Origin of the sequence: Streptomyces sp. NRRL S-455 (assembly GCF_000717875.1) — a bacterium.
Classification (GTDB): domain Bacteria; phylum Actinomycetota; class Actinomycetes; order Streptomycetales; family Streptomycetaceae; genus Streptomyces.
On record NZ_JOCT01000021.1, the window covers coordinates 50,467 to 64,673 of the forward strand.

The following is a 14,207-nucleotide window of genomic DNA, read 5'->3' on the forward strand; positions in this document are numbered from 1 at the left end:
CCGTCCGGTCCGCGAGCCGGTGCTCGTGAGCGGGCCGGTTCCCCCGCGTTCCATGAGATCGCGGGGGCCCGCATACTCGAGGGGTGACCGCCTACGAGCCCCCCGACGCAGCAGGCACCGCCGGGTACGACGCGATCGTGCTCGCCGGCGGTGCCGCGCGCCGGCTGGGCGGTGTCGACAAGCCCGGTGTGCGCGTGGGCGGGCGGGCCCTGCTCGACCGGGTGCTCGCGGCCTGCGCCCGCGCCCGCACCACCGTCGTCGTGGCCGCGCCCCGCCCGACCGCACGGCCCGTGACCTGGGCCCGCGAGGATCCACCCGGCGGCGGCCCGCTAGCCGCGCTCGACGCGGGTCTCCGGCACACCACGGCGGAACACGTCCTGGTCCTCTCCGCCGACCTGCCGTTCCTCCAGGAGCGGACCGTCGACGAGCTGCTGGGCACCCTGCGGGACGGCGGCACCGACGGAGTGCTGCTGACCGACCCCGGCGGCCGTGACCAGCCGCTCGTCGCCGCCTACAGCGCGTCCCGGCTGCACACGGCGCTCGCCGCCCTCGCCGGCCGGCACGGCTCTCTCTCCGGTCTCCCCCTGCGGCGCCTCGTCGCCGAGCTGAACCTCACCCGTATCTCCGACCCCGTCGCGTCCTTCGACTGCGACACCTGGGACGACATCGCCACCGCCAGGGCACGTATCAGGGAGCATGGGCACGTGTTGGATGAATGGATTTCCGCCGTCAAGGACGAACTGGGGATCGACCTCGATGTCGACACCCGCGGCCTGCTCGACCTCGCCCGCGACGCCGCCCACGGTGTGGCCAGACCCGCGGCGCCGCTGACCACCTTCCTCGTCGGCTATGCCGCCGCGCGGGCCGGTGGCGGCCCCGAGGCGGTCGACGAGGCCTCCCGCAAGGCCGCGGCCCTCGCCGCCCGCTGGGCAGCGGAGGCCTCAGCCGGCAGCGAGGGGGACGTCGCCCCCGACGCCACCCCCGACACCCGCCCGGACGCCGGATGACCCCGCACGGCACCCGCGCCGGTGAGGACGCCGAGGACCTCGACGTCGAGGAGGTGCTCGCCCTCGTGAGGAACAGCAACGGCAACCAGCCGCCCGACCCCGCCGGACGAGGCGAGGCGGACAGCCCCCGCACCCCCTACCGGCCCGACGCCTCCCACCGGCCGGACGCCTCCCAGCGGCCGGAGGCCCGCCACCACGCCACCCCCTGGCCGGAGGCCCGGTCCATCGCGGCACGCACCGCCCGGAGCGCCGCCCGGGCCACCCGCCGCGCTCCCGTGTCCGCGCCACTCGAAGCCGCCCTCGGCCTCACCCTGGCCGCCCCCCTCGACGCGCTCACCGACCTGCCCTCCTTCGACACCTCCGCGATGGACGGCTGGGCGGTCGCCGGCCCCGCGCCCTGGGACGTACGGGACGAGGGCGTCCTGGCCGGACACGCCACGCAGACGCCGCTGACCGACGGCGAGGCCGTCCGGATCGCCACCGGCGCCCGCATCCCCCCGGACACCACCGCCGTGCTGCGCAGCGAGCACGGCCGCACCGACGCCAACGGCCGCCTGTACGCGACCAGGGAGATCGCCCCCGGCCAGGACATCCGCCCGCGCGGCCAGGAATGCCGCACCGGCGACCAGCTGCTCCCCGTCGGCACGCTCGTCACCCCGGCCGTCCTGGGGCTCGCCGCGGCCGCCGGATACGACACCGTCGACGCCGTCCCGCGTCCCCGCGCCGAGGTGCTGGTCCTCGGGGACGAGCTGCTCGGCGAGGGGCTGCCGCACGACGGTCTGATCCGGGACGCGCTCGGCCCGATGCTGCCGCCCTGGCTGCGGGCGCTCGGCGCCGAGGTCACCGCCGTACGACGCGTCCGCGACGACGCCGACGTCCTGCACCGGGCGATCACCACGTCCGACGCCGATGTCATCGTCACCACCGGCGGCACCGCCGCGGGCCCCGTCGACCACGTCCACCCCACCCTGCGCCGCATCGGCGCCGACCTCCTCGTGGACGGCGTCCAGGTGCGCCCCGGCCACCCCATGCTGCTGGCGCGCACCACGGAGAGCCAGCACCTCGTCGGACTGCCGGGCAACCCGCTCGCCGCCGTCTCCGCGCTGCTGACCCTCGCAGAGCCGCTGCTGCGGACCCTCGCGGCCCGCCCCGCCCCGGAGCCGTACACCTGGCCGCTCAGGGACGCCGTACAGGGGCACCCGTACGACACCCGGCTCGTCCCCGTGGCCCTGCGCGGCGACGAGGCCATCCCGCTGCACTACAACGGGCCGGCCATGCTGCGCGGCATCGCGGCCGCCGACGCGCTGGCCGTCGTACCACCGGGCGGTGCCCGGCCGGGGCAGGAGGCGGAACTGCTCGACCTGCCCTGGGCGTCCGCAGGAATCGGGGTGTGTTTCACGTGAAACTTCCGGGCCAGGACGCGATCGCCCGCCAGGCCGACGAGCACCTCGTGACCCATCGGGTGAAACTCCCGCGCAAAGTGGTGGAGCACCCGTTCCGCCAGGTCGCCAAACGGCTGTCCATCGCACTGCTGGTGCTCGTCCTGACCGCGCTGATCGTCTACGCCGACCGGGACGGCTACAACGACAACGCGGGCGGCGGCGTCGACCTTCTCGACGCCTTCTACTACGCGACCGTCACCCTCTCCACCACCGGCTACGGTGACATCGCCCCGGCCAGCGACGCCGCCCGGCTCACCAACATCCTCGTCATCACGCCCCTGCGCGTGCTGTTCCTGATCATCCTGGTCGGCACCACCCTCGAGGCACTCACCGAACGCACCCGGGAGGAGTGGCGGCTGACCCGCTGGAGGTCCACGTTGCGCGATCACACCGTCGTCATCGGTTTCGGCACGAAGGGCAGGTCGGCGATCCGCACCGTCTGCGCGACGGGCCTGAAGAAGGAACAGGTCGTCGTGGTCGACCCGAGTTCCAAGGTGATCGATGCCGCGGCCGCCGAGGGCTACGCGGGCATCGTCGGGGACGCGACGCGCAGCGAGGTGCTCAAGCGCGCCGAGGTGCACAAGGCGCGCCAGATCATCATCGCGACCCAGCGCGACGACACGGCGGTCCTGGTGACGCTGACGGCCCGGCAGCTCAACCGTGGCGCGAAGATCGTGGCCGCGGTGCGGGAGGAGGAGAACGCGCCGCTGCTCAAGCAGTCCGGGGCGGACGCGGTGATCACGAGCGCCAGCGCCGCCGGCCGTCTGCTCGGCCTCTCCGTGCTCAGCCCGTCGGCCGGCATGGTGATGGAGGACCTCATCCAGCAGGGCACCGGGCTGGACCTGGTGGAGCGGCCGGTGGTCAAGGCCGACGTGGGCAAGACCCCGCGCGAGGTCGACGACCTGGTCATCAGCGTCATACGCGGGCACCGGGTGCTGGGCTATGACGATCCGGCCGTCGGGCGGCTGGAGCTGACCGACCGGCTCATCACCATCGTGCGGAGGACACCGGGCGCCCAGGTCGCGCCCGACGTCCGCCCGATGCCACCCATGCCCCGCAACTGACCGGCAGGACAGAGGCCGGCCGCGGGCACCGCTCAGGTGCGCCACGGCCGGCCAGGATCGTTCCAGGGGCTACTTCCGGTTGTACAGCCGCATCGTGATCGGCCCGAAGACCAGCACGAACAGCCCGGCCCAGCCCAGCGACCAGGCGATCTCGTCGGCGGGCCAGTCGCCGTCCATCAGACCGCGCACCGCCGACGCGAGATGGGTGATGGGGCTGTTGTTGACGAACGCCTGCAGCCAGCCCGGCATGGTCCTCGGGTCGACGAAGACATTGGACAGGAAGGTGAGCGGGAAGATCACCATCATGCTGACGCCCATCACCGACTTCTCGGTGCGCAGCATCAGCCCGAACATCGTCCAGATCCACGAGAAGGCGAACGAGAACAGCACCAGCAGCGCGATCCCGGCGAGCACCCCGCCGACCCCGCCGTCCGGCCGGTAGCCGAGGATCATGCCGACGGTGAGCATGACGATCGACGCGATCGTGTACCGCAGGGCGTCGCCGAGCAGATAGCCGACCATCGTCGACGGCCGCCAGATCGGCAGGCTGCGGAACCGGTCGAAGACGCCCTTCTCGATGTCCGTGTTGACCGAGACCCCCGTGTACATCGTGATCATCACGACCGACATCACGAGGATGCCCGGCAGCAGGAACTGGATGTACTCCTCCGGCGAGCCGGCCAGCGCCCCGCCGAACAGGTACGTGTACATCAGCACCATCATGATCGGGAACGCCGTGACGTCGAAGAGCTGCTCCGGCACGTGCTTGATCTTGAGGATGGCCCGCCAGCCGAACGTCACCGAGGCGGACCAGGCGCTGGGCCGGGGCGGCCGCTCCCTGGCGACGAGCAGCGCGGCGAGGGACTCGGCGCTGACGGGGGCGAGTTCCTTGTTCTCCGTGGTCGTCGCGGTGCTCATGCCGCCACCTCGGCCTTCGGGTCGTCGGAGCGGTCGGCGGAGTCGTGCGTGTCGTGGCCGGTGAGCGCCAGAAACACCTCGTCCAGGCTGGGCTGGCCCAGCGAGAAGTTGTCGACGGTGATGCCGGCGGTGGCCAGCTCGTTCAGCGCGCGGGCGGCCTGCTGGGCGGCGCTGTCGTCGCCCGCAGCCGCGCTCAGACGGGCGGTCAGCGCCACCGGGTCTGGTTCCGGCTGCACCTGCGCGTCGAGGGCCCTGCGCAGCAGATCGGCCGCGAGGGCCCGCTGGTCCGGATCTCTCAGCCGTAGATGGACGGAACCGGCGCCGACGGACGACTTCAGCTCGCCCTTGGTGCCCTCGGCGATCACCCTGCCGCGGTCGATGACGGCGATCCGGGACGCCAGCTGGTCGGCCTCGTCCAGGTACTGCGTCGTCAGCAGCACGGTGGTGCCCTGGGAGACGACGGCCCGCACGATGTCCCACACCTGGTTGCGGCTGCGCGGGTCCAGGCCCGTCGTCGGCTCGTCGAGGAACAGCAGATCGGGGGTGTTGAGGATGGACGCGGCGATGTCGATGCGGCGCCGCATGCCGCCCGAGTAGTGCTTGACCTGCTTCGCGGCCGCCTCGTTGAGCCCGAAGGCCTCCAGGAGCTGGGCGGCACGGTCGCGGGCGGCCTTCTTGTGGTGTCCGAGCAGCCGGCCCAGCAGGACCAGGTTCTCGGTGCCGGTGAGGTCCTCGTCCACCGACGCGTACTGGCCGGTGAGGCTCACCCGGCCGCGTACCTCGTCGGCCTCGCGGACGATGTCGTGGCCGAAGACATGCGCCTCACCGCCGTCCGGCCGCAGGAGCGTGGCGAGCATCTTCACGGTGGTGGTCTTGCCGGCGCCGTTCGGGCCGAGGACGCCGTAGACCGTGCCCGCGGGCACGGACAGGTCGACTCCGTCGACGGCCCTGGTCTCGCCGAACGTCTTCACCAGGCCCGCGGTCTCGATCGCCAGGCCGGACGTCTGCGTGCTCATGCTTCGGGTCCTTCCGTGCACTTGGGTCACGCATGGAGAGACCTTCACCGTCCCGCAAACTCATCGGTCCCGCATAGGCTTTTTCGCCAGGATCGGGCGGACGACGTAGGCGGCGTGGCCCCGGGGACTGAGCGGACTCGTTCCGGGGGCGGAGGGGTACCGTCCCCTTCATGCATGCGATCACGATTCCCGAACCCGGTGGGCCCGAGGCGCTGGTCTGGGACGAGGTCCCGGATCCCGAGCCCGGCGAGGGCGAGGTCCTGGTCGAGGTGGCGGCCGGCGCCGTCAACCGGGCCGACCTCCTGCAGCGGCAGGGCTTCTACGACCCGCCGCCCGGCTCGTCCCCCTACCCCGGCCTTGAGTGCTCCGGGCGGATCGCCCGGATCGGCCCCGGGGTCTCCGGTTGGAGCGTCGGCGACGAGGTGTGCGCGCTGCTCTCCGGCGGCGGTTACGCCGAGAAGGTGGCCGTCCCCGCCGGACAGCTGCTGCCGGTGCCGGAGGGTGTCGACCTGAGGCAGGCCGCGGCCCTGCCCGAGGTGGCCTGCACCGTCTGGTCGAACGTGTTCATGATCGCCCACCTGCGTCCCGGCGAGACCCTGCTCGTGCACGGCGGCTCCAGCGGCATCGGCACCATGGCCATCCAGCTCGCCAAGGCCGTCGGTGCCCGGGTGGCGGTCACCGCGGGCACCGGCGAGAAGCTGGACCGGTGTGCCGAACTGGGCGCCGACATCCTGATCAACTACCGCGAGCAGGACTTCGTCGAAGAGGTCAGGAAGGCCACCGACGGCGCCGGTGCCGACGTCATCCTCGACAACATGGGCGCCAAGTACCTGGAGCGCAACGTCAGGGCCCTCGCCGTCAACGGCAGGCTGGCGATCATCGGCATGCAGGGCGGCGTGAAGGGCGAGCTGAACATCGGCGCGCTGCTCGCCAAGCGCGCGGCCATCAGCGCGACGTCCCTGCGCGCCCGGCCGCCGGCGGAGAAGACGGCCATCGTCGCAGCCGTTCGCGAACACGTCTGGCCGCTGTTCGCCAGTGGCCGTCTGCGCCCCGTCGTCGATCGCGAGCTCCCCATGCCGGACGCGGCCGCCGCCCACCGGGTCGTGGAGGAGAGCGGCCACATCGGCAAGGTGCTGCTCATCGCCCCGCGGGAGGAGTGACACGCGGGGCCTTCAGGGCGCTGCCGGCGGATCCCCTAGACCCGCCGCAGCCGCAGCGCGAAGAACGCGAGCCCCAGCCCGAGGCCGATCAGCACCAGGCCGCTGCCCAGCGGCAGGATCCGCAGCACCGGCCCGACGGAACGGTCGGCATGCGCGTGGGCGTCACGTACGGGCTCCTCCGTCGACGCGGAGGGCACGGGGGCGGTTTCCCGGGGTTCCTCGGTGACGGCGGTGGCGGCGTCACCGGTGTCCGGCTCGGCCACCTCCGGCCGCCCCGGCCGCTCCCGCCCCTCACCCGCCCGGCTCCCGGCCCGCGAGGGCTCGCCCGGGGCGGACGGGGTGGCGCGGGCACCGACCCACGTCCCGACGTCGTCGGCGAGTGCGTCGTGTGCACGGACTCCGTCCCCCTGAACAGATGAGACAGCTCCGTACGAGACGCCGGTCCCGTACGGTGCGACGACCGCACCCGCCCCCAGGGCGACCACCAGTCCCGTCGCCCGCAGTGCGCGTTGCCATGGAGTCACGTGGGTGACCCCCTCCCGCCGTGCCCGGTGGGGCAAGATCGGCAAGTTCGGTCATTACACGGCCATCAGCCTCACCCCGCCCGACCCGTCCGGCATGTCGGGTACGGCCATTGGGTGGAGCACCGGGGGATTCCCCCGTTCGGGAGGAACCCGGCGCCCGACCAACTCGTCTCCTCAAAGACGGTGGATCAGCCTCCCGTGGGGGCACCACGAAAATGACGTGCAGGCGTGCGAGAGAATGGCGGCATGGAGATGCCGAGAAACGAACGGTCGCCCGAGAACCCGCAGATCCTGGTCGTGGGCCAGGACGGCATGGCGCTCAGCGGCGGCGGCGGAGACGAGGACTCCCGCGAGACCCCGGTCACGGAACAGGTGGAGCAGCCCGCCAAGGTCATGCGGATCGGCAGCATGATCAAGCAGCTTCTCGAGGAAGTGCGCGTGGCTCCCCTGGACGAGGCCAGCCGGGCCCGGCTCAAGGAGATCCACGCCAGCTCGGTGAAGGAGCTGGAGGACGGTCTGGCGCCCGAGCTGGTCGAGGAGCTGGAGCGGCTCTCCCTGCCGTTCACGGACGAGGCGACGCCCAGTGACGCGGAGCTGCGCATCGCGCAGGCCCAGCTGGTCGGCTGGCTGGAAGGGCTCTTCCACGGGATCCAGACCACGCTGTTCGCCCAGCAGATGGCGGCCCGCGCCCAGCTGGAGCAGATGCGCCGGGCCCTCCCGCCGGGCGTCGGCCACGACGGCCACGAGGACCACCAGCCGGGCATCCGCTCCGGCGGGCCCTACCTGTAACGCGCCCGCGTACCGACCGACGCCAGGGCCCGGCGGCCGAAGCCGCCGGGCCCCTCGCTCGCACAGGCGGGGTCAGGACGGCGGGTTGCCCGTCGAGACGCTGAGTTCGATCTCGGGCATGTCCTCCGGATCGGCGTCGGTGCTCTGGGACGGGGACTGCTGCATGACGGTGCCGTCGCCGTAGGTGTTCTCGTCCACGTCGATGATCTTCGACTCCCAGCCGGCCGCCCGGAGGCACGCCTTGACCGAGGTGATGTCCTTGAACCTGAAGTCCGGGAGCCGGATCTTCTCGGGGTCGCTGTAGGACTCCCGCGGCTCCGTGCACTCATCGGTGTCGATCACCCGCGACGTGTCGGGGCCGCGGTAACCGGGCTTCTTGACTGCCGCCGAGACCGACGGACCCGGGCCGCCGCTGCCCCCGCCGCCCTGGTCGTCCTCGCCGCCGCGGTTCACCAGCAGGGCCCCGATCAGACCGGCGACCGCGACGACGGACACGATGACCGAGCCGATGATCACCGGCCTGTTGCCCTTGCCGCCGCCCGACGGGGCCGGCGCGTTCTGCGGTGTGAGGTGGTACGGCGGCGGGGTCGACGGGCCGGACTGCGGGGAGTACGCGCCCGGGGGCGGCGTCTGGTAGCCGCCCTGCTGCGGATAGCCGTACGTCGGGGCCGGTGCGGGCGTGCCGTACGGGTGGGGCGGCGGGGCCGGCTGGTACGGCGTCCCGACCTGGCCCGAGGGCGGCGGGGCCGCCTGGTCGACCGGCGGGAACACGGCCGAGGCGACGCCCGCGCCGCTCGGCGTCGGCGCGCCCGGGACGATGCTCGGCGGCGTGGCGTGGAGGGAGGCCGCCACCCGCAGGCACTCGTCGCGCATGGCCTCCGCGCTCGGGAAGCGTTCGTTCGGGTTCTTCCTCAGGGCACGGGCGATCAGCGCGTCCACGGCCGGGGGCAGCGCGCGGTTGACCGAGGACGCGGCCGGCGGCTCCTCCTGGACGTGCGCGTACGCGATGGCCAGCGGCGAGTCCGCCTCGAACGGCAGCCGCCCGGTGACCAGTTGGAACAGCATGATGCCGACCGAGTACAGGTCGGAGCGGGCGTCCACACCGCGCCCGAGGGCCTGTTCCGGCGAGAGGTACTGCGGGGTGCCGACGACCATGCCGGTCTGCGTCATCGACGTCACACCGGACTGCATGGCGCGGGCGATGCCGAAGTCCATGACCTTGACCACGCCGCGCTTGGTCATCATCACGTTGCCCGGCTTGATGTCCCGGTGGACCAGCCCCGTCTCGTGGCTGATCTCCAGCGCGGCCAGTACGTCCGCGGTGACCTTCAGTGCCTTGTCGGCGGGCATCGCGCCCTGCTGCCGCACGTCCTCGTCGAGGACCGAGCCGAGCGGGCGGCCCTCGACGTACTCCATGACGATGTAGGGAACCGTCATGCCGTCGAGGCTGTCCTCGCCGGTGTCGAAGACCGAGACGATGTTGGTGTGCGTGAGCTTGGCCACGGCCTGGGCCTCGCGGCGGAACCGCTCACGGAAGGCTTGTTCCCGACCGAGATCGGTGTGAAGTGTCTTGATCGCGACCTGCCGGTCGAGCACGCTGTCGTACGCGAGGTGCACGGAGGCCATGCCGCCCTGGCCGAGGAGATCACGCAGCTGGTAGCGGTTGTTGGCGAGCGCCCGCCCCGCGTACCGGCCCTGTGCGCCGTCCTGGCTCATGAGTCGTTTCCCCCCGTAGCCCTTGAGGCGCCGCCGACTTGTAGCTGATCCGTCGGTGATCCAAACCGCCATTCCCGGCCAAGTCTGCCCCAGGGCAGTGACACGTCAAGCGCGGTGCCCGTTCCGTGACCGTACGCGAAAGAAGCGCTGCGGAAGCGTTACAGGGGTCGTACGGCCGACACACAGAATTTGCACGAGAGTACGGAGTAAAGGTTTCATGGCGCGTCCGTCACGTGCCGGTCCCGCACCCGTCTCGGACCGGCGGCTTGCGCCGAGGCTGTAGCGTGGCCGACGGAGACCGTAACAACACCGCGCGCACCGCGGGCAGAAACGACGGCGAGGACTGATGGCACAGCAGCAGCGCGCTCAGGGCCCGTCCGACCCCGAGGCGAGTGGCGGCGGGATGTCGGAGGCGCCGGAGTCCTGGGGTAACGGCGGGTTGGTCGGGGACGGCCGGTACCGGCTGACCGGCAGACTCGGCCGGGGTGGCATGGCCGAGGTGTTCGCCGCCGAGGACGTCCGTCTCGGGCGCACCGTCGCTGTCAAGCTGCTCCGTTCCGACCTGGCCGAGGACCCGGTGTCCAAGGCGCGCTTCACGCGCGAGGCACAGTCGGTCGCCGGCCTCAACCACCACGCGATCGTCGCCGTGTACGACTCCGGCGAGGACTTCGTCGGCGGCCAGTCCGTGCCGTACATCGTCATGGAGCTGGTCGAGGGCCGCACCATCCGCGACCTGCTGCTGAACGCGGAGGCGCCGGGCCCCGAGCAGGCGCTGATCATCGTCTCCGGCGTCCTGGAGGCGCTGGCCTATTCGCACCAGCACGGCATCGTGCACCGCGACATCAAGCCCGCCAACGTCATCATCACCCACAACGGCGCCGTGAAGGTGATGGACTTCGGCATCGCCCGCGCCCTGCACGGCGCGTCCACGACGATGACGCAGACCGGCATGGTCATGGGCACCCCGCAGTACCTGTCCCCCGAGCAGGCGCTCGGCAAGGCCGTCGACCACCGCTCCGACCTGTACGCGACGGGCTGCCTGCTCTACGAACTCCTCGCGCTGCGGCCCCCCTTCACCGGCGAGACGCCGCTGTCGGTGGTCTACCAGCACGTCCAGGACATCCCGACGCCCCCGTCCGAGGCCTCCGACGCCTGCCCGCCGGAGTTGGACGGCCTGGTCATGCGCTCCCTCGCCAAGGAGCCCGACGACCGTTTCCAGACGGCCGAGGAGATGCGCGGACTGGTCCAGTACGGGCTCCAGATGCTTTACGACCAGGGCGGCCACACCGGCACCTGGAACACCGGCCCGGTCACCACGCACGAGGGCCGGAAGACCCCGGCGGGCGGCTTCGCCCAGACGGCCGTGATGGGCCACCCGGGGGACGCCTCCGGCACCGCGCAGATCCCGTCGCCGATCCTGCCCTCCGGCTACGGCGGCGGGGACGACGGCGGCTTCGAGGGCCACGGCAACAAGGGCAGCGGCCGCGGCAAGCTGTGGATCCTCGCCGTGCTCGCGGTGATCGCCGTCGCCGCGGGTGTCGCCCTGGCGCTGCAGAGCAAGGGCGGCGGCGAGGACAACAAGGACAAGAAGCCGTCGCCGACCGCCTCGCAGACGGCCGAGAAGAAGACGCCCAGCGAGACGCCGAGCGACGAGCCGACCGACGAGCCGACCGACACGACCACGGACGGCGGCACCGGCACCGGTACCGGCACCGGCGGCGGCGGGCAGTGGCCGCCGTCGTACACCCCGTCCTACACGCCGTCGCAGAGCGCTCCCGAGACACCCACCGGCCAGCCGTCGGACCCGCAGACCTCCGGTCCCGCCGAGCCGACCGGCGATCCGACGGGCGAGGAGCCCACGGACCCGGAGACGCCGCCGGACGACACGGGCGGCACCGACGCGGGCGGCGCGACCGGCGTCGTCGGCGGCGGCGCGGGCGGCGAGGGCTGACCCCGGCGGCAGCGGGAAAACGGACGATCCATGCGCGCGTGGAGCCCGGAAAACGGGCTCCACGCGCGCATGCGTTTCGCCGCGCCGACAAGTGAACTCTTCCCGTGACCTGGGTCACCGGGTTAACGTGCGGTAGCTCCGGCCTCCTGCAAGGCTGTGACCAGGGCCCCTTCGAAGCCTTCCCGATTTACTTGGAAATCCAAGCAAAATCGCAGGTCAGATGGGGTTTCACAGACATGTGGCGCACTGGGTAACGTGCCTTTTGCAGGGCGCTCGCCGGGGCACCTGTCACGCCTGTTCCCGGCCGAGTGGCACCCACCCCGTGCCCCGGTGGCCGAGAACAGGTGAGCCGCTCCCCCAAGCTCAAAAGAGCAGGGGGGACCCCCAGGCCTACCGGCAACCCCGTGGCCCGGACCGACGGAGGAGCACACGTGACCGTGGAGAGCACTGCCGCGCGCACACCGCGACGCAGCGCCGGAAGCAAGGCCGGCACCACCGGCACCAAGCGCACCACCCGCACCACCGCCAAGAAGGACGCCGGCGCGACGAAGGGCACCGAGCCCCAGCTCGTCCAGCTGCTGACGCCCGAAGGCAAGCGGGTCAAGAACGCCGAGTACGACAAGTACGTCGCCGGTGTCACCCCGGAAGAGCTCCGCGGCCTCTACCGCGACATGGTGCTCACCCGCCGCTTCGACGCCGAGGCCACCTCCCTGCAGCGCCAGGGCGAGCTGGGCCTCTGGGCCTCCCTGCTCGGCCAGGAGGCCGCCCAGATCGGCTCCGGCCGGGCCCTGCGTGACGACGACTACGTCTTCCCCACCTACCGCGAGCACGGCGTCGCCTGGTGCCGCGGGGTGAACCCGACCAACCTGCTCGGCATGTTCCGCGGGGTGAACAACGGCGGCTGGGACCCGAACAGCAACAACTTCCACCTGTACACCATCGTCATCGGCTCCCAGACGCTGCACGCCACCGGCTACGCCATGGGCGTCGCCAAGGACGGCACGGACAGCGCGGTGATCGCCTACTTCGGCGACGGCGCCTCCAGCCAGGGCGACGTGGCCGAGTCGTTCACCTTCTCCGCGGTCTACAACGCCCCCGTCGTGTTCTTCTGCCAGAACAACCAGTGGGCCATCTCCGAGCCCACCGAGAAGCAGTCCCGCGTCCCGATCTACCAGCGCGCCCAGGGCTTCGGCTTCCCGGGCGTCCGGGTCGACGGCAACGACGTGCTCGGCTGCCTCGCGGTCACCCGCTGGGCCCTGGAGCGGGCCCGCAGCGGCGAGGGCCCGACCCTCGTCGAGGCGTTCACCTACCGCATGGGCGCCCACACCACCTCCGACGACCCCACCCGCTACCGGGGCGACGAGGAGCGCCAGGCCTGGGAGGCCAAGGACCCGATCCTGCGCCTTCGCCGCTATCTGGAGGCGTCAAACCACGCGGACGAGGGATTCTTCGCGGAACTGGAGGCCGAGTCCGAGGCGTTGGGCAAACGAGTGCGCGAGGCGGTCCGTGCCATGCCGGACCCGGACCACTTCGCCATCTTCGAGAACGTCTACGCGGACGGGCACGCGCTGGTCGACGAGGAGCGCGCCCAGTTCGCCGCGTACCAGGCGGCGTTCGCCGACGAGGGGGACAACTGACATGGCTGAGAAGCTGGCTTTGGCCAAGGCGATCAACGAGTCGCTGCGCCGCGCCCTGGAGTCCGACGACAAGGTCCTGATCATGGGCGAGGACGTCGGCAAGCTCGGCGGCGTCTTCCGGGTGACGGACGGGCTGCAGAAGGACTTCGGCGAGAGCCGCGTCATCGACACCCCCCTCGCCGAGTCGGGCATCGTCGGCACGGCGATCGGCCTGGCCCTGCGCGGCTACCGCCCCGTGGTGGAGATCCAGTTCGACGGCTTCGTCTTCCCGGCCTACGACCAGATCGTCACACAGCTCGCGAAGATGCACGCCCGCTCGCTGGGCAAGGTCAAGATGCCGGTCGTCGTCCGTATCCCGTACGGCGGTGGCATCGGCGCGGTGGAGCACCACTCGGAGTCCCCCGAGTCCCTGTTCGCGCACGTTGCGGGCCTGAAGATCGTCAGCCCCTCGAACGCGTCGGACGCCTACTGGATGATGCAGCAGGCCATCCAGAGCGACGACCCGGTGATCTTCTTCGAGCCCAAGCGCCGCTACTGGGACAAGGGCGAGGTCAACACGGAGGCGATCCCGGACCCGCTGCACAAGGCGGCCGTGGTGCGCCCCGGCACCGACCTGACCCTCGCCGCCTACGGTCCGATGGTGAAGCTCTGTCAGGAGGTCGCGGACGCGGCCGCCGAGGAGGGCAAGAGCCTCGAGGTCCTGGACCTGCGCTCGGTCTCCCCGATCGACTTCGACTCGATCCAGGCGTCGGTGGAGAAGACGCGCCGTCTGGTCGTCGTGCACGAGGCCCCGGTGTTCTTCGGCTCCGGCGCGGAGATCGCCGCCCGGATCACGGAGCGCTGCTTCTACCACCTGGAGGCCCCCGTACTCCGGGTCGGCGGCTACCACGCGCCCTACCCGCCGGCCCGCCTGGAGGAGGAGTACCTGCCGAACCTGGACCGGGTACTGGATGCCGTCGACCGCTCGCTGGCGTACTGAGGAG

At 71.8% G+C, this 14,207-nt stretch carries 12 protein-coding genes; 8 read left to right on the top strand and 4 right to left on the bottom strand.

Going from position 1 to position 14,207, the window contains the following annotated elements:
• The first annotated feature begins 83 nt into the window (after positions 1 to 83).
• Genes IE97_RS0125520 through IE97_RS0125530 form a run of 3 tightly spaced genes read left to right on the top strand, consistent with a single transcriptional unit; the run spans position 84 to position 3,513 of the window.
• Positions 84 to 1,007 carry an NTP transferase domain-containing protein gene (locus IE97_RS0125520; protein ID WP_030245014.1) on the top strand — a complete coding sequence of 308 codons (924 nt, stop codon included), beginning with the start codon at positions 84 to 86 and terminating at the stop codon, positions 1,005 to 1,007.
• Positions 1,004 to 2,410 (top strand): molybdopterin molybdotransferase MoeA, encoded by a 1,407-nt coding sequence (locus IE97_RS0125525; RefSeq protein WP_030245016.1) that lies wholly within the window; start codon positions 1,004 to 1,006, stop codon positions 2,408 to 2,410. The genes IE97_RS0125520 and IE97_RS0125525 overlap by 4 nt, the downstream gene beginning before the upstream one ends.
• Positions 2,407 to 3,513 (top strand): potassium channel family protein, encoded by a 1,107-nt coding sequence (locus tag IE97_RS0125530; RefSeq protein WP_030245019.1) that lies wholly within the window; start codon positions 2,407 to 2,409, stop codon positions 3,511 to 3,513. The genes IE97_RS0125525 and IE97_RS0125530 overlap by 4 nt, the downstream gene beginning before the upstream one ends.
• A 69-nt stretch (positions 3,514 to 3,582) precedes the next feature.
• Here the strand turns inward: IE97_RS0125530 and IE97_RS0125535 are convergent, their stop codons facing one another.
• Both IE97_RS0125535 and IE97_RS0125540 read right to left on the bottom strand, forming a co-directional pair.
• Positions 3,583 to 4,431, bottom strand: a complete 849-nt coding sequence (locus IE97_RS0125535) for an ABC transporter permease (protein ID WP_030245022.1) — start codon at positions 4,429 to 4,431, stop codon at positions 3,583 to 3,585.
• Positions 4,428 to 5,447: an ATP-binding cassette domain-containing protein gene (locus tag IE97_RS0125540; RefSeq protein WP_030245025.1), complete on the bottom strand. Its 1,020-nt coding sequence runs from the start codon at positions 5,445 to 5,447 to the stop codon at positions 4,428 to 4,430. Before IE97_RS0125540 ends, IE97_RS0125535 begins: the two co-directional genes overlap by 4 nt.
• A gap of 170 nt (positions 5,448 to 5,617) precedes the next feature.
• On the opposite strand from IE97_RS0125540, the gene IE97_RS0125545 reads away from it, so the two are divergent.
• Positions 5,618 to 6,607, top strand: coding sequence for an NAD(P)H-quinone oxidoreductase (locus IE97_RS0125545; RefSeq protein ID WP_030245027.1), 990 nt, complete (start codon positions 5,618 to 5,620; stop codon positions 6,605 to 6,607).
• A gap of 35 nt (positions 6,608 to 6,642) precedes the next feature.
• Here the strand turns inward: IE97_RS0125545 and IE97_RS0125550 are convergent, their stop codons facing one another.
• Positions 6,643 to 7,131 (bottom strand): hypothetical protein, encoded by a 489-nt coding sequence (locus IE97_RS0125550; protein WP_030899902.1) that lies wholly within the window; start codon positions 7,129 to 7,131, stop codon positions 6,643 to 6,645.
• A gap of 246 nt (positions 7,132 to 7,377) precedes the next feature.
• Between IE97_RS0125550 and IE97_RS0125555 the strand changes: the two genes are divergently transcribed.
• On the top strand, positions 7,378 to 7,920 hold the full coding sequence (locus IE97_RS0125555) for a bacterial proteasome activator family protein (protein WP_030245032.1): 543 nt from the start codon (positions 7,378 to 7,380) through the stop codon (positions 7,918 to 7,920).
• Positions 7,921 to 7,992: 72 nt separating this feature from the next.
• On the opposite strand, the gene IE97_RS0125560 is transcribed toward IE97_RS0125555, so the two are convergent.
• Positions 7,993 to 9,636: a protein kinase domain-containing protein gene (locus IE97_RS0125560; protein WP_030245034.1), complete on the bottom strand. Its 1,644-nt coding sequence runs from the start codon at positions 9,634 to 9,636 to the stop codon at positions 7,993 to 7,995.
• Positions 9,637 to 9,982: 346 nt separating this feature from the next.
• Here IE97_RS0125560 and IE97_RS0125565 point away from each other — a divergent pair, with 346 nt between their 5' ends.
• From IE97_RS0125565 to IE97_RS0125575, 3 genes are all read left to right on the top strand, one after another.
• Positions 9,983 to 11,587 carry a protein kinase domain-containing protein gene (locus tag IE97_RS0125565; protein ID WP_030245036.1) on the top strand — a complete coding sequence of 535 codons (1,605 nt, stop codon included), beginning with the start codon at positions 9,983 to 9,985 and terminating at the stop codon, positions 11,585 to 11,587.
• A 431-nt stretch (positions 11,588 to 12,018) separates the two neighbouring features.
• The gene (gene pdhA / locus IE97_RS0125570; protein WP_030245038.1) at positions 12,019 to 13,224 is read left to right on the top strand and encodes a pyruvate dehydrogenase (acetyl-transferring) E1 component subunit alpha; all 1,206 of its coding nucleotides are present in this window, start codon (positions 12,019 to 12,021) and stop codon (positions 13,222 to 13,224) included.
• Between the two features lies 1 nt (position 13,225).
• Positions 13,226 to 14,203: an alpha-ketoacid dehydrogenase subunit beta gene (locus IE97_RS0125575; RefSeq protein ID WP_030245040.1), complete on the top strand. Its 978-nt coding sequence runs from the start codon at positions 13,226 to 13,228 to the stop codon at positions 14,201 to 14,203.
• Positions 14,204 to 14,207: the final 4 nt, after the last annotated feature.